The organism is Pedobacter sp. CFBP9032, from assembly GCF_034045265.1.
Classification (GTDB): Bacteria; Bacteroidota; Bacteroidia; order Sphingobacteriales; family Sphingobacteriaceae; genus Pedobacter.
The window spans coordinates 1-24,290 of record NZ_JAXCWE010000022.1; the positions used below are offsets into that span (position 1 = coordinate 1).

22 protein-coding genes are annotated in these 24,290 nt (G+C 37.2%); 10 read left to right on the top strand and 12 right to left on the bottom strand.

The features are described 5' to 3' along the window. Positions 1 to 468: 468 nt before the first annotated feature. The 3 genes from SOM16_RS22515 to SOM16_RS22525 are packed head-to-tail and all read right to left on the bottom strand — an operon-like array spanning position 469 to position 3,546. A complete protein-coding gene (locus SOM16_RS22515) occupies positions 469 to 1,983 on the bottom strand; it encodes a PH domain-containing protein (RefSeq protein ID WP_320466253.1) in 1,515 nt (504 codons plus the stop codon). Further along, positions 1,970 to 2,515 (bottom strand): PH domain-containing protein, encoded by a 546-nt coding sequence (locus SOM16_RS22520; RefSeq protein WP_320466254.1) that lies wholly within the window; start codon positions 2,513 to 2,515, stop codon positions 1,970 to 1,972. Before SOM16_RS22520 ends, SOM16_RS22515 begins: the two co-directional genes overlap by 14 nt. A gap of 56 nt (positions 2,516 to 2,571) precedes the next feature. Then, entirely contained in the window at positions 2,572 to 3,546 is a 975-nt protein-coding gene (locus SOM16_RS22525; protein WP_320466255.1) for an SGNH/GDSL hydrolase family protein, read from the bottom strand. A gap of 266 nt (positions 3,547 to 3,812) precedes the next feature. On the opposite strand from SOM16_RS22525, the gene SOM16_RS22530 reads away from it, so the two are divergent. Together SOM16_RS22530 and SOM16_RS22535 are read left to right on the top strand one after the other, a co-directional pair. After that, entirely contained in the window at positions 3,813 to 5,183 is a 1,371-nt protein-coding gene (locus SOM16_RS22530; RefSeq protein ID WP_320466256.1) for a dipeptidase, read from the top strand. A gap of 224 nt (positions 5,184 to 5,407) precedes the next feature. Then, a complete protein-coding gene (locus SOM16_RS22535; protein ID WP_320466257.1) occupies positions 5,408 to 6,388 on the top strand; it encodes a glycoside hydrolase family 43 protein in 981 nt (326 codons plus the stop codon). Between the two features lie 39 nt (positions 6,389 to 6,427). Here SOM16_RS22535 and SOM16_RS22540 read toward each other — a convergent pair whose 3' ends face one another. Further along, complete coding sequence (locus SOM16_RS22540) at positions 6,428 to 7,654, bottom strand: MFS transporter (protein ID WP_320466258.1); 1,227 nt, start codon at positions 7,652 to 7,654, stop codon at positions 6,428 to 6,430. A 167-nt stretch (positions 7,655 to 7,821) separates the two neighbouring features. On the opposite strand from SOM16_RS22540, the gene SOM16_RS22545 reads away from it, so the two are divergent. Together SOM16_RS22545 and SOM16_RS22550 are read left to right on the top strand one after the other, a co-directional pair. Further along, a complete protein-coding gene (locus tag SOM16_RS22545; protein WP_320466259.1) occupies positions 7,822 to 8,787 on the top strand; it encodes a hypothetical protein in 966 nt (321 codons plus the stop codon). A 112-nt stretch (positions 8,788 to 8,899) separates the two neighbouring features. Next, positions 8,900 to 9,796, top strand: a complete 897-nt coding sequence (locus SOM16_RS22550; RefSeq protein WP_320466260.1) for a glycoside hydrolase family 25 protein — start codon at positions 8,900 to 8,902, stop codon at positions 9,794 to 9,796. A 118-nt stretch (positions 9,797 to 9,914) separates the two neighbouring features. Here the strand turns inward: SOM16_RS22550 and SOM16_RS22555 are convergent, their stop codons facing one another. Both SOM16_RS22555 and SOM16_RS22560 read right to left on the bottom strand, forming a co-directional pair. Further along, positions 9,915 to 11,012: a mandelate racemase/muconate lactonizing enzyme family protein gene (locus SOM16_RS22555; protein WP_320466261.1), complete on the bottom strand. Its 1,098-nt coding sequence runs from the start codon at positions 11,010 to 11,012 to the stop codon at positions 9,915 to 9,917. 10 nt (positions 11,013 to 11,022) lie between these two features. After that, complete coding sequence (locus tag SOM16_RS22560) at positions 11,023 to 11,379, bottom strand: DUF1016 N-terminal domain-containing protein (RefSeq protein WP_320466262.1); 357 nt, start codon at positions 11,377 to 11,379, stop codon at positions 11,023 to 11,025. Between the two features lie 104 nt (positions 11,380 to 11,483). On the opposite strand from SOM16_RS22560, the gene SOM16_RS22565 reads away from it, so the two are divergent. Together SOM16_RS22565 and SOM16_RS22570 are read left to right on the top strand one after the other, a co-directional pair. After that, a complete protein-coding gene (locus tag SOM16_RS22565; protein WP_320466263.1) occupies positions 11,484 to 13,505 on the top strand; it encodes a thioredoxin domain-containing protein in 2,022 nt (673 codons plus the stop codon). Positions 13,506 to 13,516: 11 nt separating this feature from the next. Further along, complete coding sequence (locus SOM16_RS22570) at positions 13,517 to 14,023, top strand: FKBP-type peptidyl-prolyl cis-trans isomerase (RefSeq protein ID WP_320466264.1); 507 nt, start codon at positions 13,517 to 13,519, stop codon at positions 14,021 to 14,023. A gap of 66 nt (positions 14,024 to 14,089) precedes the next feature. On the opposite strand, the gene SOM16_RS22575 is transcribed toward SOM16_RS22570, so the two are convergent. The 5 genes from SOM16_RS22575 to SOM16_RS22595 all read right to left on the bottom strand — a co-directional run bounded on the left by SOM16_RS22575 (position 14,090) and on the right by SOM16_RS22595 (position 18,998). Then, on the bottom strand, positions 14,090 to 14,527 hold the full coding sequence (locus tag SOM16_RS22575; RefSeq protein WP_320466265.1) for a hypothetical protein: 438 nt from the start codon (positions 14,525 to 14,527) through the stop codon (positions 14,090 to 14,092). A gap of 70 nt (positions 14,528 to 14,597) precedes the next feature. Next, the gene (locus SOM16_RS22580) at positions 14,598 to 15,827 is read right to left on the bottom strand and encodes a hypothetical protein (protein ID WP_320466266.1); all 1,230 of its coding nucleotides are present in this window, start codon (positions 15,825 to 15,827) and stop codon (positions 14,598 to 14,600) included. Beyond that, the gene (locus tag SOM16_RS22585; RefSeq protein ID WP_320466267.1) at positions 15,820 to 16,404 is read right to left on the bottom strand and encodes an RNA polymerase sigma factor; all 585 of its coding nucleotides are present in this window, start codon (positions 16,402 to 16,404) and stop codon (positions 15,820 to 15,822) included. The genes SOM16_RS22580 and SOM16_RS22585 overlap by 8 nt, the downstream gene beginning before the upstream one ends. A 114-nt stretch (positions 16,405 to 16,518) precedes the next feature. Continuing rightward, on the bottom strand, positions 16,519 to 17,211 hold the full coding sequence (locus tag SOM16_RS22590; protein WP_320466268.1) for a DUF4397 domain-containing protein: 693 nt from the start codon (positions 17,209 to 17,211) through the stop codon (positions 16,519 to 16,521). 164 nt (positions 17,212 to 17,375) lie between these two features. Continuing rightward, on the bottom strand, positions 17,376 to 18,998 hold the full coding sequence (locus tag SOM16_RS22595) for an ABC-F family ATP-binding cassette domain-containing protein (RefSeq protein ID WP_320466269.1): 1,623 nt from the start codon (positions 18,996 to 18,998) through the stop codon (positions 17,376 to 17,378). 538 nt (positions 18,999 to 19,536) lie between these two features. Between SOM16_RS22595 and SOM16_RS22600 the strand changes: the two genes are divergently transcribed. The 4 genes from SOM16_RS22600 to SOM16_RS22615 all read left to right on the top strand — a co-directional run bounded on the left by SOM16_RS22600 (position 19,537) and on the right by SOM16_RS22615 (position 22,910). Continuing rightward, positions 19,537 to 20,343, top strand: a complete 807-nt coding sequence (locus SOM16_RS22600; RefSeq protein WP_320466270.1) for a hypothetical protein — start codon at positions 19,537 to 19,539, stop codon at positions 20,341 to 20,343. 299 nt (positions 20,344 to 20,642) lie between these two features. Continuing rightward, entirely contained in the window at positions 20,643 to 21,188 is a 546-nt protein-coding gene (locus SOM16_RS22605) for a hypothetical protein (protein ID WP_320466271.1), read from the top strand. A gap of 197 nt (positions 21,189 to 21,385) precedes the next feature. Further along, a complete protein-coding gene (locus SOM16_RS22610; protein ID WP_320466272.1) occupies positions 21,386 to 21,958 on the top strand; it encodes a nitroreductase family protein in 573 nt (190 codons plus the stop codon). Between the two features lie 499 nt (positions 21,959 to 22,457). After that, entirely contained in the window at positions 22,458 to 22,910 is a 453-nt protein-coding gene (locus SOM16_RS22615; protein WP_320466273.1) for a 3-oxoacyl-ACP synthase, read from the top strand. Between the two features lie 197 nt (positions 22,911 to 23,107). On the opposite strand, the gene SOM16_RS22620 is transcribed toward SOM16_RS22615, so the two are convergent. Then, the gene (locus SOM16_RS22620; RefSeq protein WP_320466274.1) at positions 23,108 to 24,265 is read right to left on the bottom strand and encodes an RsiV family protein; all 1,158 of its coding nucleotides are present in this window, start codon (positions 24,263 to 24,265) and stop codon (positions 23,108 to 23,110) included. Positions 24,266 to 24,290 lie beyond the last annotated feature (25 nt).

Here is a 24,290-nt window from a genome sequence, read left to right on the forward strand (position 1 = left end):
ACATATAGGTCGTGGTGTTTAAGATTTTGCTGTCTAGCTTAGGTGTCTAAAGTGGTTAACAAATCAAAGATGTATTTTACAATTAACTAAATTTTTTCACCATCTAAGACATTTAAGAACAACTAAGCCGTGTGTTTAAGATTTTGCTGTCTGGCTTAGATGTCTAAGGTGGTTAACAAAATCAAAGATGTATTTTACAACCAGCTAAATTTTTCACCACCTAAGACATCTAAGAACATATAGGCCGTGGTGTTTAAAAATTTGCTGTCTAGCTTAGGTGTCTAAGGTGGTTAATAAATCAACGACATGTTTTACAAAAAAGTTAAATTTTTTCACCATCTAAGACATTTAAGAACATATAAGCCGTGGCGTTTAAACATTTGCTATCTAGCTTAGGTGTCTAAGGTGGTTAACTTTTACCATTTAAGACATTTAATAACAACAAGCTGTCGTTTTTAAATATTTACTTTACATCCAATCTTCATTGCCACTTTCTACCTGATAAAGCCAATAATTTACAAGTTGTTTAATTTCGGAGTAATTCCCGTATTTAAACCTGATTTGGCCAGCTGCAGTATGTAAGCATAAATGACCAACATCTATACTTCTATGCCACGGATACTGTGAAGTAGTAATGGCCTGAATTTTCGACGGTATTAAAATTTCGTTGGAAATATCCCAGATACCACTGGTTTTAATTATAAATTCCTGGTGGACTGAAAGTCTGTGTTTCTGGTAACTAATAAAAATCATCAAAAAACCAATAATGAAATAAACAATGGAAAATCCGATAAATGGCTTTACTTCCGGAATTTTAAGGGCTACTATTAAAAAGATTGTAACGGGTAATATCAGTTTAAAGAAAATAGGCAGATTCATAAATCGCCAGTCGGGGATGAGGGTTTTGCCTTTTAGTGGTACTTTTCCTAAAATCATTTTTAAGAGTTCGTCATGCTCAAAGGGATTACAGCCTACAATTTCTAACATATTGCCCTGCATTTCTTCACCCTTTTTATTTGCACCAAAATGTGCTTGTTTCAAACTCATGTTGAGCAGATTTAGCTTTTTTTGAAAATAGTTTTGGCTATAACTGGTAACCTGCACTTTTTTGGGACTAATCAGTGTATTCCTTTTGGCAATTAACCCGGATGATAGAAGGAGAGAATGTTTATGCTGAATAATCTCCAGCTCAAAATATTTATAAAATGTACGGGCAATATTGAAAATTAAAAATGCAATAAGAAGTATGCCAACAATAATCGCAAGTGAAAATATAGTTGCAAAGCTCAAGAACGTGCTTTTTACAATATCTCTATCGATATGGAATACCTCCATAATATGCCTGGCTTCTTGAATCAAATATAAAAGGAAGGCAGTAATTAAAGCCAGACTTTTTCCATAGTTGGAGGTTAGCCCTACTTTAAATAAAGTCCACGAACTAATCTTTAATATTCCTTCAGCTTGATCAGGTACTGTATCTTCCAGAATTTGTCCCGATGTTTCTATCCGGCTATTTAGCAGATGATCTTTTAAATTATAAGCAGAAACCTCATCTATCGCTTTTATACTTACTTCTTCACCTTTAGCACCTGCCGTATCTATCTTCAAGCCATAAACGCCGATAATTTTTTGGAGAATACTTTGATTGATATTTACCTGTTGAATTTTATCGAGCTGAATAATGATTTGATCCCGGTTAAAAATTCCTTTATTTACCACAAATTCCTGCTTGTCTTTATCCAAAAAGAAGGTGAATTTAAGATACGAGAAATAGGCGTAGATAAGACATAGCAGCATCACAACACCTATTCCAAGGAGCGTATAGCGGCTGTATGTGCCACCCATTTTAATAAAGGCATAAATCAGGAAGAAAAACAGTGCTTTTGTAACTTTTACAATGGTGTGCACGGCCATTACAATAATACCAAAGGCAGATTCACGCTGGGGTTGACTAAAATCCCTATCCATATTAAGCCTCTGCATCAGTAGAAAGATTTTCAATTAAATTGAGTTTTCTAAGCAGCAAGTCTCTGAGGCTTTTCGCTTCTGCTATCGGAATACCCGAAATGTTCAGATGCCCGGTATGGCCACCTGCAGTAAAGATCTGTAAGGAACCTAAATGGTACATTCTGGACAAAACAGCTTCATTGAGTTCAATATGCTGGATTCGGTTTAGCGGAACAATCGTTGTAGAATCGGAAATGATTCCGCTTTTATAAATAATATCTTTAGTCCTCACGGCGTAACCTCGTTTTTTAAAGCCGATATAGTGAAGCAGGAAAGAAACGAATAAAATTAAAATATAAACGCTGATGATCAATATGGCATAAGCCTTGAAATCATCAACAAAAAATAAGAGTAAAGTAGTTACAATAGCTAATGGTACAAAAAACAATATGAGGTTAATACAAATGATTTTCCAGTAGTCTGGATGAGGCTTTCTTAAAATAATTTCTTCAAATTGAGGAAGCGTACCGATGTCTATTGGTTCGTTGGTGAATTTTTCTGTAGGCATGGCTTTAAATATAAAAACAATTTAATCGCTTGTTAGATTAATTGTAGCTATTTAAGTTACCTCGCAACAATAAATTTTTTGGCACTATTATATTTGCCAGAGTCTGACGTGATTTTGAAAAAGTAAACTCCAGGAGCAAAAGAAGTTGTATTGATCTCAAGTGTATGCTTTCCGGTATTTAAATATTCATTAACAACGGTTTTAACCAGGCGGCCCATTGTGTCGAAAATCTGAATATTAATTTTATCGGTTTCTGGTAAAACGATGTCTACAGATGTTTGAGTAGAAGCAGGGTTTGGGTAGTTTTGCGATACAACGAACATTAGGAACTTATCAAAGATAGCCTTATTGATGGCATCAAATATCACATAGCTGATGAGTCTGTAACCCCGTGCGTTTGGATGGAATGCATCCTGATAGAGACTGAAATCTCTCCTTACTGCTGCATTTACATCGGCCAGGTACAATTTATATTCGGTTACTAACCTTCTATAGGTAGCATTTAAGGCCCTGATATTTGCATTTACGGCTATTAATGGTGCATTGTTTCGGTCATCAACGTTTTGCAGGGTGCAGATAATGGGAATTAGGTTTTGTTTTAAACTAACCGTGATAAGCTGGCGCATGTTAGACTCCGATTCGGCCAGGCTACCTCTGCCATTACTAATAGCAAGTGCATCATTAATTCCCATTGATATTACAATAAAACCCGTCCGGTCTCTTACTGAATTATCAATTCTTAATAATCCTTGAAGCGTAGTTTGACCACCAATTCCCTGATTGGTAATATCAACGATTTTATTGATATAGCAGTTTTCAAAATTACTTTTGAGCATGCTTTGAAAACCAACACCATTTACACCTTCAACGGTACTGGCTCCGAAAGTTACAATATTAATACTGTCTTTTGCATAGAATTTGGCAGCTTCAGGACAGCTTACCCGGGGCGGATTCTGTGCAAGCGTAACACCAGAAATACTTAAAGAAACAAGCAACAGCAGAAAAGAAATTAATCTTGCGCTAAATTTCATTACAAATGATCATTCTGGTAGGGTTTTTAGGATATCTGTTTAAGGCGCAATTTACGAAAAAATGGGTTAAAACGATTTATGAAAATTATTTTTCTTAATCTAAATTTCTGCATGATCTAGAGTTGAACTTCACTATGAGCTTTATAATAACATGATAAAAATTTAACGTTTTTAGCCTGATCATTTTAGAGGGCTTCTGTCTCAATTCATATATTGGCCGATGCCTTTTGCGCTAAAACCCTATATTTGTCTAAATTCATTTTGTTATGCAAGAGATTAAAAATTATGTAGAAACGCACAAGCAACGCTTTTTAGATGAGTTGTTCGAATTATTGCGTTTTCCATCGGTGAGTGCCGATCCAAAATATAAGGATGATGTACTAAAAACTGCAGATTACGTTGCCCAAAAGTTGAAAGATGCTGGCGCAGATCAAGTAGAGATTTGCCCTACCGCTGGATATCCAATAGTATATGGTGAAAAAATAATTGATTCCTCACTGCCAACGGTTTTAATTTATGGTCATTACGATGTACAGCCTGCAGATCCTTTAGCGCTTTGGCATACTCCGCCTTTTGAACCAACTGTTCGCGATGGTAAAATTTATGCCCGTGGTGCCTGTGATGATAAGGGACAATTTTATATGCATGTTAAGGCATTTGAATTGATGATGGAAACCAATACACTTGCGTGTAACGTGAAATTTATGATCGAAGGTGAAGAAGAAGTTGGATCTGCAAATCTTGGTATTTTCGTTAAAGAAAACGCCGATCGCTTAAAAGCTGATGTTGTTTTAATATCTGATACTTCAATGATCAGCATGGAGCATCCATCAATTGAGACTGGCTTGCGTGGTCTAGCTTATATGGAGGTGGAGGTGGTTGGCCCGAATCGTGATTTACACTCTGGTGTTTATGGTGGAGCGGTAGCCAATCCGGCAACCATTCTTTGCAAGATGATTGCATCCCTGCATGATGAAAATAACCACATTACCATTCCTGCATTTTATGATCAGGTTGTGGAACTGACTGATGAGGAGAAAAAAGCTTTAAATGCTGCGCCATATGATGAGGCAGAATATACAAAAGATCTTGATATAGCAGAGGTTTGGGGTGAGAAAGGCTATTCTACCTTGGAGCGGACGGGTACAAGACCAACTTTAGAAGTGAACGGGATTTGGAGCGGATACATTGGCGAAGGTGCTAAAACCGTTTTACCAAGTAAAGCAAATGCAAAAATTTCGATGCGTTTGGTACCTAATCAAAGCTCTGAAGAGATTGCAGAAATTTTTACTAAACATTTTGAAAGCATTGCACCTAAAAATGTGAAAGTAAAAGTTACGCCTCACCATGGGGGTGAACCAGTAGTTACACCAACTGATAGCGTGGCTTATCAGGCTGCAGAAAAAGCAATAGAAGATAGCTTTGGTAAAAAAGCAATTCCAACCCGGGGTGGGGGAAGTATTCCGATTGTAGCTTTATTTGAAGATGTATTGGGAATTAAATCGGTGCTTTTTGGTTTTGGTTTAGATAGTGATGCACTGCATTCTCCAAACGAGAAATACGATATTTACAACTATTATAAAGGCATCGAAACTTTGCCTTTGTTCCACAAATATTTTGCTGAATTAAGTAAATAAGTTTTACGAAGTCAAAATACTGGTCGTAGTGAAATGCTACGACCATCACTTTAACCAAATGCTTGGTGCCTAACCAACCACTCATTAATGCGGGTTTTTATCGTCTAGATACTGGTCTTTACTTCTCGATACGACCATTCAATCTAATGGTTCGGTTACAAAAAGGTTTTTCTTTCATTTTAAGAATAATATGAAAGCCCATAATTTTTTATAAATTGTACCCCATGAAATATTCAATCTCATCTCTTTTAATTTTAGCAGGATTTGCCTCTTTTGCTCAGTCTACTAAAACGATTCAGCGGTCCGGTAATCCTATATTTGAAGGCTGGTATGCAGACCCTGATGCAGCCATTTTTAATAATAAATATTGGGTTTATCCTACCTTCTCCGCCAAATATAAAGAGCAGGTTTTTTTAGATGCCTTTTCATCTGACGACTTGGTTTCCTGGAAAAAACACGACCATATTTTAGATACTTCGGCAGTAAAATGGGCAAACAAAGCCATGTGGGCGCCAGCCATCGTAAAGAAAGATAAAAAGTACTATCTTTTTTTCGGAGCCAATGATATTCAGAATGATCAGGAAATAGGTGGGATTGGAGTTGCAGTTGCAGATCGACCAGAAGGTCCATATAAGGATCACTTAGGGAAACCTTTGGTCGATAAGTTTCACAATGGTGCACAACCGATAGATCAGTTTGTTTTTAAAGATAAAGACGGACAGTATTACCTTATCTATGGTGGCTGGAAACACTGTAATATTGCAAAGCTGAATAAAGATTTTAGTGGTTTCTTACCTTTCGAAGATGGAACCATTTTTAAAGAAATTACGCCGGATAATTATGTGGAGGGCCCTTACATGTTTATCAAAAATGGTAAATACTATTTCATGTGGAGCGAGGGTGGCTGGACTGGTCCAGATTATTCCGTAGCGTACGCCGTTGGTGATTCACCTTTTGGTCCATTTAAAAGAGTGGGTAAGATCTTGAAACAAGATCCAGCGATTGCGACTGGCGCAGGGCATCACTCTGTGATTATCAACGAGAAAAAAGATACTTACCGTATCGTTTATCATCGCCGACCCTTAACAGAAACCAATGGGAATCACCGCGTAACCTGTATAGATGAGATGAAATTCGATGCTGATGGCATGATCCTTCCGGTGAAAATTACCAATGACGGAGTTAAAGCCCAAAAAGTAAAATAGATTAATTTTCGTTCCCGGTTTAGCAGCCGGGAACGAAAATTAATTCGGATTTAGAATGGCTTTCTCTTGCTTCTTATCCAGTAAACTAAATCCGTAAGCACATACCATCAATACACAAGCTAAACCAAACCAAAGCCAGTTGTAGCTGAGGTGCCTGGCGATATAAAAGCCTGCAAAGGGCCCTACCACCTGTGCGCAAGACCAGCTCAAAGTATAGCCAGCGGCATATAATCCCCGATTATGCTCATTACTTCTGCTAATGACCACCGTATTAATGAACGGCAGAACAAACATTTCTCCAATAGTGAAAGTGATGATGGTGAGCACTGCGGTTATGACATGAAAAATGATCGGCGCACTTAATAATAGGTAAGAGATAGCGAAAAAAATGGAACCAATAATGATAAAGAACATTGGCGATTTTTTCTTTTCTATCTTATTGATCATGATCATCTCGAACAGGGCGATAATTGCGCCATTCAAGCCAATAATAATTCCGATGGCAAATTCATCTATTTGCCATTCTTCCTTAAAAAATACAGGAACCACCCTAAACATTAAAAAGGCACAGGTAATAAAAAGTGTTGTTAATAGAATAAACTTGACATAGAAAGTATCTTGCCATGGCTTCATAATAACCATGCTGCTGCGGTTTTCTTTTGCCTTTTTTATAAATCCCTGCACTTTCGGCAAAAGAAACATGATGCCTACGCCCACTAATATGCTCACTGATCCTTCCACGATAAATAGCAGTTTGTAGTTAATCGAAGCAATGATTCCGGCCATACTGATCCCAACTGACCAGCCAATATTTACGGCCAATCTGTTTAAAGAGTAGGATCTGGTGATGGTATCTTCCTTGGCATAATGTGCTACTGCGGTGAAATTTGCAGGTCTGAAAGCTTCAGAAAAAAAACTGATTACCACAGCCAAAATGCAAAGAGTAGAAAAATGCGTAATGGTAGAAAACACAATAAAGAGTATTCCGCCGATAATCGAAGAGAGGATTTGTACGGGTCTGAACCCAATCATATCCGTGAGTTTTCCGCCAGTGGCCGATCCTAATATAGAACCAACACCAAAAAGCGTAATGATTAAGCCTGCATCCATCTCTGTTCGATGCAAACTTTGAGTAACATAAAGTCCCATGAACGGAACAGCCATGCTGCCACATCGGTTAAACATCATTACAATACTTAGGAGCCAGGTTTCGCGGCTCAAGCCGCTAAAGGAAGATTTGTAGGTGTTTAGTATGAGTTTGAACATGTTGTTTTTTCCAGCGCACAAAAGTACTAAAGCAATGGAGATTTGATGCTAAATATTATTTTAACTGCCTGTTTTTTTTAAAGTTAAATTAGATGGAATCTGATGAAAATTTTGCTATTCTTTTTATCTTTCGGTTATCTTTTTAACGATCTAAGCAATTTAAATTAATGTACCAAACTCAGCATTTAAAAGAACAACTGAAAAGGATTAGTAACGATATACTTCAACCAGAAGATTTTCATGATAAACTCGCACCAGCAATAACGGCTTATACTAAGTTGTTATTTGACATTGGTGAAATAGAATCAAATGACACTGAAGAAAGAAACCATATCAACTTAAAATTTGGCAATGCAATTGGAACTTTCTGGGCGGCCAATTGTGTGAAAGAAGTGTTGAGAACTCAACGTTTTGTTAGGGGTTTGTATTTAGCTATTCAGGATAAACTGGCTCAGAAGAGTGGTCCGATACACATTCTCTATGCTGGTACTGGCCCTTTTGCAACATTGGCCCTACCTGTAATGGTTCAATTTAGCCCAGAAGAAGTTCAGTTTACTTTACTTGAAATTAATGAAACAAGCCATAGCAAGTTGCTTAATGTGATTGATGCTTTTGGTTTGCGGGCATATGTGAGGCAGATTGAAATTACCGATGCAACAACTTATATTTTACCGAACACTGAGGTGGATATTGTATTAAGTGAAACCTTAAACAGGGCACTCATTAAGGAACCGCAGGTTTTTATCATGCTTAATCTGGCCAGTCAGTTAGGTAATGATGTAACCTATATTCCGGAAGAAATTACGGTAAATCTAAGTGAAAAGAAGAGAAATGATAATACACCCCGGAAAATAGAAACACTGATTAATTTTAACTTCGATAAGATGAAAGAAATTATCTCGCAATCTGAGCGATACAAATGGATTTTTGAGGAGATAAAGGTGAATATTGGTGATGTTGAGGTAGACGATCTTTATTATACTACAGAAATTAAAGTTTACAGGCATAATTTTTTAGCTTATGAAGCATCTTCTTTAAACTTATTAGAGCGGGTAAAATTAGAAGGAAAATACACTAAAGACTTAATTTTTAAATATTTTGCGAATGGGAAACCCGGCTTTAGTGCTCATTGAGGAAATGGGCTAACGGGTTAAACGATGCATCTAAGAAAATCGAATATTCTTAAACAAAGAGAATGATTTTCTTATTTAAAAGGATTTTACTCAATTTAGCAGCAGAATAGATATGCCGCCAGAGAAAAGAATTCCTACCGAAAAAAAAATAGTAACCAGAAAACCTGTTGAAAGAAAACCAACTGCCCGAAAACCTTCAGGAAAGAAAAAAAAGCCTGGATTCTTTTCCCCACAAATAAAGGTAGCTATTGCTGCTTTACTTTTAATTTTGCTATCTCCTTTCTATTATGGCTATGTATTAAATGGTTTTGTCGCCACGTGGAGATGGATAAAAGATTGGGGACAGAATCCAGATTACCGCACTTATAAAAGTTTTAATATCAAAATACCAAAGAAATATACCGTGCATGGCATTGATGTTTCCTATTATCAAGGTAAAATAAACTGGCACAAGGTAAAAGCGATGAAAGAAGATGAGGTTAAAATTAGTTTTGCCTTTATCAAAGCTACCGAAGGAATTTTACAAGTTGATCCCTATTTTCAACGCAATTGGCGCGAAGCCCCAAAGGCGGGAATAATTTGCGGTGCTTATCACTTTTTCAGACCTAAAAAAAGCGGTAGGGCACAAGCGAAGTTCTTTTTGCAGGTAGCTACCGTAGAAAAAGGAGATTTGCCTCCTGTGGTCGATATAGAGACTTTAGATGGTGTAACACCACTCAGAATGAGGCTGGAGCTTTCAGATTTTCTCACTTATGTAGAAATGAAAACCGGCGTAAGGCCAATCATTTATACTGGTTTAAAGTTTTATGAAGACAATCTCGAAGGCAAATTAGACGAGTATCCCCTTTGGATTGCACATTATTATCAGCCGAAATTGCGCTTGGATAAAAGCCGATGGAAGTTCTGGCAACATTCTGATAAAGCTAAAATTAATGGCATTGGTCACGTGGTAGATTTCAATGCTTTTAATGGTGACAGTACCGCGCTTGTGGAAATGTTGGTTCATTAGTCATTATTTTGTTGGTCAGGAGGATAAATTGATCAACAATGATATTTATGTGACCTGTTAATAAAAGGGGTATTTCTTGCACTCAAACCAATTTACTATTAAACTAATGCCTAATCAACTAAATGCTCCAACTTTCACATTCTTCAAGAAAAAACTCATCGGCTTCTGCACCAATTCCCGGAAGTTCCGGTACATCCAGAAAATAACCATTATAAGTTAAGCCATCTACTACAGGATCTACTAGATGACCAAGCAAGGCGGTATCGAGGTCAAAGAACTCCACATTCGGACTTGCTAAGGCAAAATGTAAATTTGCACTTAAAGCAATCCGGCTTTCCAGCATGCTTCCAATCATACATTTCACTCCCTTTTGTAAAGCTTCTTCATGAATTTTTTGTGCTTCCAAAATTCCGCCTGATTTAGAGAATTTTATGTTTAAGTAAGTTGTCGACTGGCTATTAATGAGTTTTCGGGCATCATGGTGGTTATAGCAGCTTTCATCAGCCATTAACTTAATAGGAGAATTTAAATTTAGCTCAGGTAATTTATCATCAAACCAGGTACGCATGGGTTGTTCACAAAATTCGATATTATATTTTTCCAATTCTCCCAGTGCGAATAAGGCATCATCAAAACTCCAACCCTGATTGGCATCCAATCGCAGAGTCATTTCCTCGCCAACGGCGGTTCTAATTTGTTTTACCCGTTCAATATCGTCATGAACTTTTTTTCCCAGTTTGATTTTTAAGATCCTGCAACCATGACTTTTATATTTCAGTGCCGTTATCGCCATTCCTTCGGGTGTATCAATGCCAATAGTCATATCGGTTTCGATGGTTCTTTTCGTTCCGCCGAGAAACTTATAGAGCGGTAAGCCAGCGTGTTTTGCAGCAATATCAAATAAAGCCATGTCGAATGCGCTCTTGATGGTGTTGTTATGATCTGCATAGCCTAAAAGATCATTCATCCGCTCGGGAATCTCCAATGGATCTTTCCCTTTTAAAATCGCTGCAAAATCTTTTGCCATGGCAATGCATGTTTCCTGAGTTTCGCCCACAATCATCGGGAAAGCAGAGCACTCGCCAATTCCGTGAATGCCTGCATCAGTATAAATTCTAATGAGCACATTTTGTGCAAAATGCATGGTGCCCGTTGCAATAACAAAAGGTTCCATCGGGATGCTGAAGCGGTATATTTCGGTATGGGTGATTTTCATTTTTTTAAGGTTAAAGGTAAAAGGCTGGAGCTGTAAGGTTTGCTCTTCGGGATAAAAGTATGTAATGCACCCAACTCAATTCGCGACGCAATGCATCATAAATTGGAAATGCTTTGAAGAAAGTGCTAATATTACTTTCATTAAATCCCTTTCCAAATCCAATTGTAAACTGTTGCGATAAATTCTTTGATGTGCTTTTTTCATAATCTGCCTGGGCTTTACCTTGCTGATCATCATCCACAATCAACTTACCTATTTGCCAGTACGATTCAGTGACTTCAGGATTTGCCGTCCGGTAAACTTTCAGGTGCGATTGAATAATAATTTTCTTAACAAAATTGAATAAATCGTTTTTATTTAATTCCATGGAGATAGATTGGTTGCCATCTAAAATAGAAAAACAAAACTAAAACCGAGCAGCATTGTAGATAATTTATAGCTTTACTTGTTTAACATTGTAATCATTATTTCATGTCAAATACACATTCAGAATCCAATAATTTAATTAACGCATCCTCTCCCTATCTGTTACAACACGCTTATAACCCGGTGCATTGGTATGAATGGGGTACAGAAGCTTTAGAAAAAGCGAAGACAGAAAATAAGCTGATTTTAGTGAGCATTGGTTATTCAGCCTGTCACTGGTGCCATGTAATGGAACGAGAATGCTTTGAAAACCATGAAGTTGCAGAAGTAATGAATCAGCATTTTGTATGCATTAAGGTTGATCGCGAAGAGCGACCAGACATTGATCAAATTTACATGTATGCCATTCAACTCATGACAGGCAGTGGTGGCTGGCCGTTAAATTGTATCTGTCTACCAGATCAGCGCCCAATTTACGGAGGCACTTATTTTCGTAAAACGGACTGGATTAATGTATTAGAAAATGTGGCTGCACTTTGGGCAAACGAGCCTGATAAAGCCATTGAATATGCAGAAAGATTAACCGCCGGGATAAATGATAGCGAAAAAGTAATCGCCGTTCAGCAGAAGGAAACTTATAACCAAACCCATTTAACAGAAATCATTGAACCCTGGAAACGTCATTTTGATATCGGTTATGGAGGCTATAACCGTGCGCCGAAGTTTCCATTGCCTAACAATTGGATCTTCCTGTTGCGCTATGGCTTCCTCAATGATGATGAATCTGTTTTTACAGCCGTTTGCCACACCTTGGAAGAAATGAGCAGGGGTGGGATTTATGATCAGCTGGCCGGAGGTTTCGCACGTTATTCTGTAGATGATAAATGGCATGTACCGCATTTCGAAAAAATGCTTTATGATAATGCACAGCTAATTAGCTTATATATGGAAGCTTATCAGTGCACAAAATTTGATTCTTTCAGACAAACAGCTGTTGAAACGATTGCATGGACTTTCAATGAAATGACTTCGCCTGATGGATTGTTTTATTCCGCTTTAGATGCCGATAGCGAAGGCGTAGAAGGTAAGTTTTACATCTGGGATAAAGAAGAATTTGATCATGTTTTGGGAGGTGATGCCGCATTAATGGCAGATTATTACAACGTGACGGAAGAGGGGAATTGGGAAGAAGAACAAACAAATATTTTAAGGAAAACAGTTGATGACCAAGCCCTTCTGGATAAATTTGGTGTTTCCGCAGATGAGTTATTTGATGCGGTAAACCATTCGAAAGCCAAACTACTGGAGGTAAGAAGCAAACGTGTGAGACCAGGACTGGACGATAAATGCCTTACTGCCTGGAATGGGATGATGATTAAAGCCCTTGCAGATGCCGCGCAGATATTAGGTCACGATCTGTATTATCAGAAAGCAGCAGGTGCTGCCAACTTTATTATCGAAAATGCGAAATCTGAAGTGGGTGGCTTGTATCGCAATTATAAAAATAGGAAAGCATCTATCACCGCATTCTTAGATGATTATGCATTTTTCATCGAAGCTTTAATTGCTTTGTATGAATATGATTTTGATGAAAAGTGGCTTGAGGAGGCAAAATCACTGGCAGATTATGTTTTAAATAACTTCAGCGATGCCGATTCGCCAATGTTATTTTATACCTCTGCAGCAGGTGAGAGCCTGATTGCCCGCAAACATGAAGTGATGGATAATGTAATTCCGGCAGCAAATTCTACTATGGCTTTAAATTTTAAAAAGCTGGGTTTGCTGTTTGATGAAGAAAAATACACTGAAAAGGCAGCAGAAATGTTGGCCGCGGTTCATCCTAAAATAAAAACTTACGGCTCTGCTTACTCCAATTGGGCAATTTTATTGCTAAACGAAATTTATGGTGTAAACGAGATTGCAATAACTGGTTTAGAAACTGATGTAGTTAAATTGGAGTTAAGCAATCATTATATTCCTAATAAAATTACATTGGGTGGAACAAAAAGTAACTTACCGCTGTTAAAAGGGAAGCAAAGCAATGAAACAAAAGTTTATATTTGCCGAAATAAAGTATGCCAGTTGCCGGTTAGCACTGTTGAGGAAGCATTAACGTATTTACAATAAAAAAAATCTGAATGAATATTTCACCAAACTCAGTAGTTGCATTAACTTATGAATTGCACACTACCAACGAAGAAGGACAACAAGTTTTTGTTGAGAAAGCAGACGAGCAAAATCCTTTAGTATTTTTATATGGCGTAGGCATGATGTTGCCTAAATTTGAAGAGCATTTAGCTGGTTCTAAAACTGGTGATGAATATAGTTTCGAATTATCTGCAGCTGATGGCTACGGAGATATCGATCCAGGTGCATTTGCTGATCTTCCAAAATCAATGTTTATTGATGCTGGCGGTGAGGTTCCTGCAGTTGGTGAAGTAATCCCGTTGCAAGATAATGAAGGAAACAGCTTCAGAGCTGGCGTAACGGCTATACATGATGAAACGGTTTCTGTAAATTTAAACCATCCAATGGCTGGCAAAAATTTATTGTTTAGCGGAACCATCTTAAACGTTCGTGAGGCTACTCAGGATGAATTGGCTCATGGACATGCACATGGTGCAGACGGACATGCTGCTCACTAGGTCTTTATAAAAGAAAATATCTAGATAGATAAATAAAAAATCCCGATTTCGATCGGGATTTTTTATTTATAATAACTTCGAAGCGGTGAGCTCAACCGGAGGATTATTCATCGCATTACCCTTATTTAGCTTCAACGTTCCTTTCACCGTAACGGGTTGATAAGTAAATTTTATCGGCTCTGCCATTTCCACCAGTACCATGATTGGAATTCCATTTTTGCCACAGTAGAAGCACTGGTTAATTGGTAAAGTAGAAAGCATAAACTTCGTTTGTTTCATACCATCTTTAATGGGGACGATATAACCAGAAAGCTCAAATGCCTTGCTTTCATATTTTTGAATGGAAGGATTATAGATGGCGTAAGTTTCAGTAGGTTTTACCGTCTTAATTTTTACACCACCAATAATATCCCAGTTAGGAGAGTCCATCTGGTCGCTTGGATCATGCTGTGCTTTAGCGGATAATCCAATAAATATGAATAAAAAAAAGGCTAATGATCTCATATTAATTTATAATCTGGTTACAAATATACAAAAGAGACGATGCTTAAGCGGTAAATGATTGGCTACACTGTTAAAAATCTACTTTTAAACGCAAGCCACCATTGGTTAAGTTTAGATTTTCTCTGGAGAAAGTTTTCATTGGAAGCCTTAAGAAAGGCTCTATTGCAATGTTATTCTTTTTAGATATTTTTTGTTTGTAGCCCAACGAGAAATTATAGAAGCCGATATATTTATCCGGATCAAGTTTAGCCTCTGGCTGCGGCTCCGTTTGTTTTTCTGCCACAATAAAGCTTCTAATGTCTGTTGTTCCATTAACCGATGGCGAGGACAAACTTTGAACCTGGTTAACAATGTATGTATTTTGCTGTGAGTTGTTAATTACCGCCAAGGCAGATACCCCAACACCAGTATACAGCTTTTCTGAGATTTTATACCTCAATTCAAGCGGTACATTAATACCACTCACCTTAGCATTAACAGATTCCAGGTTTCTACCAGATAAGCTTTGAGGTGCACTTGCATTTTGAGATTCCATTGAACTCACTGATGCGTAAGAAACGCCGGAGCTAATTGATAATTTATTTGCAATAGCATACGACAATGAAAATCCGTAATTCATATTCACTTTGCTATCATTACCCATAGAAGGTGCTACATAAACATCTGGTTGCCACCTCTGGCTTTGCTTTCCCTTATTTTGAGCATTCTTTCCCTGGTTTGTTTTACTGTCTAATGCCAGTAAGTCTTCGAATGTCATTTTATTATTAGCATTTGGCTTTTCCTGCGGCACTTTTGCTTCGGTATTCACTACGCCATTATTGGCTGCTGCTACATTTGTATTATTTTCGACAGGGCTGATTTTAGGCGTAACTGTTTTATCGATAACCTGGTTAGCTAGGTAAACCGGATTTTGATTTTCAATGATATTTAATGGCGATTTGGTCGTATTTTCAGCTTGTGTGCGGTAAGAATTTTCGTTATTATCTACAATAATGCCTGGTTCCTCAGCTGCAAGCTGACCATCTATTAAATCGTGTTTTTTTGTTGCTGCTGATTGTGAATGCGTGTGGTTTGTTTTAGATTTTAAAATAACATTCTTATTTATTTTATCTTCATGATTAAATAAAAATAAACCTGATAAAACCAGAATTATTGCAGCGGCAGTCCACAGTGGCCATAAAACAAAGCCACCACGCTTCTTTTCTTCTTTTTTAGAAAAGCGCTCCCAGGCACCAGGAGCATAATTCTCCTCATGATTTTGTAATTGGGTGGTGATATGTTCTATTAATTCCTTATCCATTTTTTTTATATGAACCCACTAACGTATTGGTGTAAAGTGCTCTTAATTTATGTTTCGACCGGGTTAAATAAACGCGACTCGAGCTTTCTGGGATATTTAAAATCTTAGAGATTTCGTCGTGTGCAAATCCTTCGATCTCATACAAATTAAACACCAGTCTTTGCGTATCCGGTAAATGATTTAATAAATTCATGATGTCGTTTACGTGAAGATCTGATGCGACAGAAACTTGTGTAACCGGATGCTGATCTTCCTGTAAATCATCAACATAAAAATGCGCTTTCGAACTTCTGATTTTATCTATTGCCGTTCGGGATGCGATTTGTGCGATCCATCCCTTAAAAGACCGTTGTAACTCTTCAGGGTTCAGCGGTGGTTTAAATCCTGAAACATTCTTAAAAATTTTGATAAACGTATCATTTACAAGCTCTTCGCTATCTGCAGTGTTTTTTGTGTACCTTAAAATAATGCCCATTAAATAGCCATAAAATGATTTATACATCATTTCCTTACAGCTACTGTTGTTATTTACACAGCCTTTTAAAATCTCCTCAAATCTGAGTATTTTTTTGATCACTCCTGTAAAGGCCTATTAATTTCGATTAATTTTGAGCTTACGCTTGTCTATTGCAAAAATATAAAATAACACCATCCGATTTATCGAATGGTGCTAAATCAACGGGGGGAGATATTATTTGTTTGTCATCACTGCCAATGCAAATTTAGTGCTGTCTGTTTTGCTGCTCAAACCTTTTGCCCAAATGGTATAGATTTTTCCTTTTTCAATCTTTACAGCGGGTAACGTCGCGCTTACATTGCCTCCTTGCTTAACCTGGAAAGTGTAACTGTCTGATGGGTTAACCGAAGTAAAAGGTGTAAATTCTTTAAAAGCTTTAGCGGTAAATAATGCAGTAGGGTTACCTTCAATTGCTAAATCTAAAGGCGAAGAACCCGGGCTTAAATTAATAAAACGGATTTTTGCTTTATCAGTCTCTGGTGCTTTCAAATCATCTTCTACCAATAGAAGTTTAGTAGATTTTAAGGTATCAACCACAAAAACAGAATAAAATCCGCCACCTTTTAAGTTAGCAGTTCCATTGGTGAGGTATTTTAAGGAATCTTTTTTCGATACCCCAACTAATCTCGTGCCTGGATAAGCAGCATAGTATCCGCGATCATTGGTATAGGTAAAACTGCCTATTTTCTGATTGTCCAATATAAAATCTAATGGACCAGTACCTGGTGATGCATGTATGAAACCGATTCCCGCGGCTTCAATTGGATCATCATTCCAGTCTTTTTTACAGGCAGATAATGTTAATGTTATGGCGAATAAAGTGCATATAATTTTTGAAGTTAAGCCAAAGTAGTTTTTAGTTTTCATGTTGTAGTTAAATCAATTTTATAAATAAAATCGGTTAATGGCCATTAACGCTTTTTTAGGTTAAACGATTAAGGAGATGGAAACGCTACAGTAGCGGTAATTTTTTCTCATAAAAAAAGCCACATGAAACTTTCATGTGGCTGGTTGGTTAAATATGGTATCGGTTACGAATACATTTCCTCGCGAAGTTTTGCAACATCTGCGCTATTAATGTATTCATCGTAAGTCATCAACTTATCAATTGTTCCTTTTGGGGTAATTTCGATAATTCTGTTTGCCACAGTCTCCGTTAACAGGTGATCTCGTGAAGTGAATAAGACTGCACCTTTAAAATCCTTCATTCCATTGTTCAAGGCTTCGATAGATTCCAGATCCAGGTGATTCGTAGGCTCATCGAACATCAATAAATTGGCTTGCTGTAACATCATTCTGGAGAACATGCAACGCATTTTTTCGCCACCTGAAAGCACTTTTACATTCTTCAAAACCTCTTCGCCAGAAAATAACATACGGCCTAAAAAGCTTCTAACAAATTGTTCATCAGCATCAGTTCCGGAATATTCACGTAACCAATCAACCAAGTTTTCATCTTTACCGTCGAAATATTCAGAATTATCATTCGGAATATCTGCCGTGCTGATGGTCACACCCCATTTAAATTCACCATTATCAGCAGTGGTTCTACCTGTTAACACATCGTAAAATGCTGCGGTAGCCAAGCTGTTTTGTGACAGGACAGCTATTTTATCGCCTTTATTGACCATAAAGGTCACTTTGTCGAATAAAATACCATCATTTCCAGATTTACCTAAGTTTTCAACCTGTAAAATCTGGTCTCCCGCCTCACGACCGGTATTATTGAAAATAATGGCAGGGTATTTACGGCTTGAGGCCTTAATCTCGGTAATATCGATTTTATCCAAAGCTTTTTTACGTGAAGTTGCCTGCTTGGATTTAGATGCATTTGCACTAAACCTGCGGATAAACTCCTGTAACTCCTTCACCTTATCTTCCATTTTCTTGTTCTGATCGCTACGTTGTTTTAACGCCAGCTGACTAGATTCATACCAGAAAGTATAGTTACCGGTATAGATACTCATCTTCGCAAAATCAATATCTACAATGTGCGTACAAACAGCATCTAAAAAGTGCCTGTCGTGAGATACCACCAGTACAATATTTTGGTAATCGGCAAGGAAGTTTTCTAACCAGGCAATGGTTTCAATGTCCAAATCATTGGTTGGCTCATCCAATAATAAAATATCAGGATTTCCAAATAATGCTTGAGCTAGCAATACACGTACTTTTTGTGTATTATCTAATTCCTTCAATAGTTTATGGTGATTATCTTCTGTAATGCCAAGGTTACTTAACATGGTGGCGGCATTGCTTTCCATGTTCCAGCCATCCATCTCTGCGAAGATGTTTTCGAGTTCGCCGGCACGTTCGCCGTCTTTCTCTGTAAAATCCTCTTTCATGTAAATGGCATCTTTTTCCTTCATGATGGCATAAAGTTCTTTATGTCCAATCATTACGGTTTCAAGCACCGAAACGTCATCAAATTCGTAGTGGTTCTGTTTCAAAACAGCCATTCTTTCGCCTGGAGTAAAGGCTACACTACCCGAAGTCTGGTTAACCTCACCCGATAAAATTTTCAGGAAAGTAGATTTACCTGCGCCGTTAGCCCCAATTACACCATAGCAGTTGCCCTGGGTAAATTTTAAGTTAACGTCTTCAAATAATGTGCGTTTGCCGTAGCGTAAAGATAAATTAGAAACTGAAATCATACTATAAATAAATAAGCCGCAAAGATAGGGAAAAAGGTTGAGGGTAAAAAGGTAGATAGTTTAAGATTAGTAATTTGAAAATGAAAGTTTAGCTATAATGGCGCATGCAGTCCCGCTTTCACTGCAATCTTTTTATGTCGAGTTACTAACCCTACCAACGTTTTGCTAATTGGAGTTAGTAACCTTGAAAAACATAAAAAGTATTTTCGCTCAATCGGGTTTAGGTTACTCCAGCTTGTGCCTTTGGCAATTAAAACCCGTCGCGTTACCAGATCATTCGTCTATAGGTTGGTGTTTCAGCAACATAAAAACTTGTACTTATAAATTCAATGAATAGATTGATGAGGTAGAACTTAAGCAGGTTGGTGAGACACCAACCAGTAGGTTAAGGTTGGCTGCGATAAAAGTAATTCATTGTTTTCAGTCCTCGAATTAGAAGTCCACTTACCATGCGGCTTGCAGAGATTTTAAATAAAAAATAGATTCATTTATTGTTGTTATTTTTTCTAATTTGTGTCACACACAAATGAATAATCTTATGAAAAAATTAACACTAGGCATTCTCATGTCTGCAGTTTCGGCTATTGGGTATAGTCAAGACGTTCAGTACAAGTACAAGGTAGATTTCTTTGGAGATACCATTCTGGTCGATGCCAACGATAAACCTGTTGGTAAGCAAAAGAAAGATTTTTTTGGCAAAACTATTATTGTTGATCAACATGATAAGACAGTTGCAATCCAGAAAAAAGATTTTTTCGATAATATCATTTTACAAGATGAATCAGGGGCGGTAATTGGAAAACAAAGCAAAGACTTTTTTGGAAACACTATTATCCAAACAGAAAGCGGACAAACATTAGATAAAAGGAAAAGAGATAGTGAAAGCTTAGCTGATGAAGACTTTTCAAATGAGGAAGCCTTAACCGGACGAAAGGATGCTTTTGGAAATACAGTAGTAGCAGAAGGAAATGGGAGAACTATTCGAGTATACAAAAAAGATATTTTTGGGAACCATATCGTTGAAGATGGCAGTGGCAGAACTTTAGGCGTTTTTAAAAAGGATATTTTTGGTAATAACATCGTAGAAGATGGAAGTGGAAAAACGATTCGGGTATACAAAAAAGATATTTTCGGTAGCGATATTGTTGAAGATGGAGCCGGGCATGTTGTAAGTATAGCAAGAAAAGATATTTTTGGAAATACGATAATAGAGGATGGGAGGGGTAGAACTTTAAGAGTTTACAAGAAGGATATATTTGGTAATGACATTGTAGAAGATGGGAATGGGAAAACCATAAGTGTATCCAGAAAAGATATTTTTGGGAATACAATAGTGGAAAATTAAAAAGATAGGAGTATTACGAGTTAGGACTTAACATCTTAATAAACAAGTGTTAATACCAAAATATTAGTTTCAAACCGCTTATTAAGCTTAGGGAAAGTTACTCATAACCTGCTTGAATAAAATACTAACACTGAACGGGGGACTTTTCGGTGTTAGTATTTCAAAAGGATTGTTCTTAGCTAATCCAATTGCACTGTCTGTACTGATATGGAAAAGTTTTTAAATTTGATATTAGGAACCATTTTGGCTAAAAAATTATTTTTCTCGCCTCATTTTAAACTGTTTTTCTAAGACTTTTAATGCAAAACTTAATTGATAATTTAGAGATACCCCTTGGCAAAGCCAATGTAGTAGAATTGGGCAGGAATTGCGCTGATGATGCCTTTGCTATCCAGCAAATTATTGATTGTAGTTTTCATGATGATCAGCAGATCGGATTCAGAGCCGCTTGGGTATTAGAACAGGTTTACTCTAATCATGAAGCTTCATTTTTACCACACGTCGAAACATTTCTAAAACGTTCTTCTTTGCAGACAAATCAGTCGGCTTTAAGGATTTTTGCTAAAATTTTAGCTGGCATTACCGGTAAGAAAGTATCTCCAGAAATTAAGGGCGTTATTTTATCATATAAAACTGACGATTTAGTCGATGCCGTTTTTGGTTGGTTAATAGACGAAAAAATTCCCGTCGCCATCAAATCTCATTGCCTTAATATCTTGGCTAATTTGATTGATAAGCATCAATGGATTAAGGAAGAACTGATTCAAACTATGGATTTTCTGGTAGAAAAAGAAAGTATTGCCTTTTTCGCAAAGGTTAAACAAATCAGAAAACAGCTTAAATAATGTCGGTTAATGAGTATCAGGCCGGAAGTAGAAATTACAGAGTCGAAAGTATCGAATATAGGGTATCAAGTCTCGAGTAGAAAGTATGAGGAGTAGAGCATTCTGTTACAGCTGTAAATACGCTATGTCTTAACTTTGACTTTAAGCTTTCCGCTTTAGTCTTTTCATTTTTTAGCCTTTTACCTTATATTTACCACATGAGTAATTATGATATCGTATCACAAGTGATTAAAGAACGCCGGAGTATTTTCCCGGCGAGTTATATCAAAAAAGAAATTCCTGTAGCGGTAATCAACCAGATCCTGGAAACTGCAAACTACGCACCGACACATAAACTCACCCAACCCTGGCGCTTTACAGTAATCAGAAAAGCTGGTCTCGCGAAGTTAGGAGCAGCGCTTGGGAAGTTATACAAAGAACTGGTACCTGCACATCAGTTCCTTCAAAAAAAGTACGATAGCTTTGCCGAAAAAACAAGTCAATCTGATTGCATTATTGCCATCAATATGGCGGTTAGTGGAAAAATACCGGAGTGGGAGGAACTGGCCGCGGTTTCTTGTGCCGTTCAAAACATGGCCTTAACCGCCGAAAGCTTAAAGGTTGGTGCTTACTGGAGCTCGCCGCCATTAATTGATGATCTAGGTGAATTTTTGGGTTTAAAGGAAAATGAAAAATGTATCGGGTTGTTTTACATGGGCTATCATAATGAAAAACCCTGGGCGCCAAATAGAACCTCAATAGAAGAAAAGGTAACCTGGATGGAAGGGTAGGTTTAAGTTTGGAGTTTGGCATCGAAAGTCCAAAGTCTGGAGGCTATAGTCTTTAGTTTATATTACAAGTATCTTTTCAAAATTTCCGATAAATCCATTGGATCATTATTCTCGGTAAAAGATGAACCTATTAATAGTGGTCTGCGATATTCGAGGTCGCTTTTGGTGGCTTTTAACAGTTTCACTGAACATTGGGAATATGGAATGCATTTTTATTACCATAAAGGCAACGTGTTCGCCTATCTTTGGATTTTAAAAAGTTTCATCAACCTCACATAGTTTTGTTGAGGTAAACAAGATTAAATACGAAGATTTGCTGCGAGAAAAAAGAACCCAAATGAAAATTTTATTGACTAGTCCCCTCGATGATCTCACTGAGGAAAAAATAAAAGGGATTCTGGATCAAGCTTTGTTACCGCGTAAATAATCCAATGATCTCATTATTATCTATTTCCCACTTCCCATTTTCTATTGCTCATTATTTATTCAACAATACCATATGTCTACCTTAAAATCTCAACTCTATCAGCTTTGCTTAACTTTTATTCAAAACAGGATTGAAAATATAGAATATTCGATGTTGCAAGCCCGCCAGGCATCCAATGATGATACTAAAAGTAGCGCAGGCGATAAATATGAAACCACACGTGAAATGATGCAACAGGAAATGGATCGGAATAGCAAGTTGTTATATGAAGCTGGTCAGCAGAAAATTGCGTTACAGCAAATTGAAAATGTAGATGCAGCCAAAGAAGTGAAGAATGGCAGTCTGGTTTTAACCTCTAACGGAAATTTTTATATCAGCATCAGTGCGGGCGAATTAAATGTTGAGGGACAAAAATTCATCGCAGTATCGCAAGCAGCTCCAATCGGAAGGGTCTTCATCGGCTCAAAAAAAGGGGAAGAACTGAGTTTTAATGGAAACAAATATTTAATCAATGATATTTTGTAGATCATTATACCTCACTATTAGGAACTCTAATTATCCGTTAAACTATTATTGATCACAATCTCTTAAATCTGCGCATTCTATGAAATGAGCGGGATACACATTTAAGATGTTGGTCGAGATTTGCAATCTCGATCCTAATATCTGTGGATTTCAAATCCACATCCCTTCAATTCCAAATCCTGACAAGCTGATTCTAACTATTTGGCGGCAATTCTTTCCGCAAAAGCAGGAACCAGATAAGATTTTAATTCACTAAAAGGAATGAAGACCACTATTTGTCCCTGAGCGTAACTCGCCACCTCATAAGGATTATACATAAACGCCAAACCTTTGGCATTGAAATAGAAATTCTTATTAGGCTTCAGAAAATCATCAAACAAAACCTTGTTTATACTTTCATTCGCTTTGATATTGTATTGTTTTCTTAAATTTTGCTCCAGTAATTTTTGGAGGTTATTGGAGTCAATTTTTACAACATCACTTAACACCATCTGCTTTTTATTTTTAACATCCAGGCAATACAAGAGGCTACTATAATTTCCGTGAGCGCCACCAGTATAGGCATCAGCCAGAAAATCGACAACTAAAAAGTCATTATCATTATACAAAATTGATTGTTGGCTGTTATTGGTATAATTTAGCCAGGCATCTTCGCCATCACTTCTATCACCTTCTTGCTGACTAGCAACTTCAGCACTATAATCTTTTAGGTAAGCAGCGGAGACGGCTTTGAAGCTAATTTCACGATCAACATCAGATCTTAATCCTGATATTTTTTTTAACTCACCCTCGATCCATTTCCCGGCATCATCGTTATTTGTTGCCTTTAGATATTCAAAAGTAATTTGCGCAATTGGAGAATCTGTCTTACTTGGATAAGCCTTCACCGAATCCTTATAAATACCTGTGGTAAACTGATAACTACCTTCCGGATATTTCTCCTCTAAAATTGCCGGGAAAGTCTTGCTTCCATCGCCACTTTTCCAGGTTCCTTTAAAACCGGTGCCTGTCCATTTTAAAGAAATACGGGGCTCTTTCGCATCTTGCTCAAAATAAGAATTGTAAAAGCTATATTCAGCAAGCACTAAACTATCCTGACCAATTACAGTATCTGTGGATAAATTCAACCAGGAGCCATCGTAATAATAATCACCGTCTATATCGCCGTTAAGCCTTTGCAAATGCATTACAACTGGTTTACCTGCAATTGTTCCTTCCAGGCGCTTGTAAAAATTACCAGTAAGCGTTTGCTTGGTGTTGGTTTTTACATTGGATGTTGTAGAATCACTTTTAGTATTATTGCAAGCAGTAATTACAGCTGAAAGTAAGAATAGAAATAATAAATGCCTTTTCATAAGTTGAATTAGTCGCGATTAATAC

Excerpts from the sequence above, each read along its gene's own strand:
- SOM16_RS22515 (WP_320466253.1), bottom strand. The coding sequence starts at position 1,983 with ATGCAGAGGCTTAATATGGATAGGGATTTTAGTCAACCCCAGCGTGAA.
- SOM16_RS22520 (WP_320466254.1), bottom strand. The coding sequence starts at position 2,515 with ATGCCTACAGAAAAATTCACCAACGAACCAATAGACATCGGTACGCTT.
- SOM16_RS22525 (WP_320466255.1), bottom strand. The coding sequence starts at position 3,546 with ATGAAATTTAGCGCAAGATTAATTTCTTTTCTGCTGTTGCTTGTTTCT.
- SOM16_RS22530 (WP_320466256.1), top strand. The coding sequence starts at position 3,813 with ATGCAAGAGATTAAAAATTATGTAGAAACGCACAAGCAACGCTTTTTA.
- SOM16_RS22535 (WP_320466257.1), top strand. The coding sequence starts at position 5,408 with ATGAAATATTCAATCTCATCTCTTTTAATTTTAGCAGGATTTGCCTCT.
- SOM16_RS22540 (WP_320466258.1), bottom strand. The coding sequence starts at position 7,654 with ATGTTCAAACTCATACTAAACACCTACAAATCTTCCTTTAGCGGCTTG.
- SOM16_RS22545 (WP_320466259.1), top strand. The coding sequence starts at position 7,822 with ATGTACCAAACTCAGCATTTAAAAGAACAACTGAAAAGGATTAGTAAC.
- SOM16_RS22550 (WP_320466260.1), top strand. The coding sequence starts at position 8,900 with ATGCCGCCAGAGAAAAGAATTCCTACCGAAAAAAAAATAGTAACCAGA.
- SOM16_RS22555 (WP_320466261.1), bottom strand. The coding sequence starts at position 11,012 with ATGAAAATCACCCATACCGAAATATACCGCTTCAGCATCCCGATGGAA.
- SOM16_RS22560 (WP_320466262.1), bottom strand. The coding sequence starts at position 11,379 with ATGGAATTAAATAAAAACGATTTATTCAATTTTGTTAAGAAAATTATT.
- SOM16_RS22565 (WP_320466263.1), top strand. The coding sequence starts at position 11,484 with ATGTCAAATACACATTCAGAATCCAATAATTTAATTAACGCATCCTCT.
- SOM16_RS22570 (WP_320466264.1), top strand. The coding sequence starts at position 13,517 with ATGAATATTTCACCAAACTCAGTAGTTGCATTAACTTATGAATTGCAC.
- SOM16_RS22575 (WP_320466265.1), bottom strand. The coding sequence starts at position 14,527 with ATGAGATCATTAGCCTTTTTTTTATTCATATTTATTGGATTATCCGCT.
- SOM16_RS22580 (WP_320466266.1), bottom strand. The coding sequence starts at position 15,827 with ATGGATAAGGAATTAATAGAACATATCACCACCCAATTACAAAATCAT.
- SOM16_RS22590 (WP_320466268.1), bottom strand. The coding sequence starts at position 17,211 with ATGAAAACTAAAAACTACTTTGGCTTAACTTCAAAAATTATATGCACT.
- SOM16_RS22595 (WP_320466269.1), bottom strand. The coding sequence starts at position 18,998 with ATGATTTCAGTTTCTAATTTATCTTTACGCTACGGCAAACGCACATTA.
- SOM16_RS22600 (WP_320466270.1), top strand. The coding sequence starts at position 19,537 with ATGAAAAAATTAACACTAGGCATTCTCATGTCTGCAGTTTCGGCTATT.
- SOM16_RS22605 (WP_320466271.1), top strand. The coding sequence starts at position 20,643 with ATGCAAAACTTAATTGATAATTTAGAGATACCCCTTGGCAAAGCCAAT.
- SOM16_RS22610 (WP_320466272.1), top strand. The coding sequence starts at position 21,386 with ATGAGTAATTATGATATCGTATCACAAGTGATTAAAGAACGCCGGAGT.
- SOM16_RS22615 (WP_320466273.1), top strand. The coding sequence starts at position 22,458 with ATGTCTACCTTAAAATCTCAACTCTATCAGCTTTGCTTAACTTTTATT.
- SOM16_RS22620 (WP_320466274.1), bottom strand. The coding sequence starts at position 24,265 with ATGAAAAGGCATTTATTATTTCTATTCTTACTTTCAGCTGTAATTACT.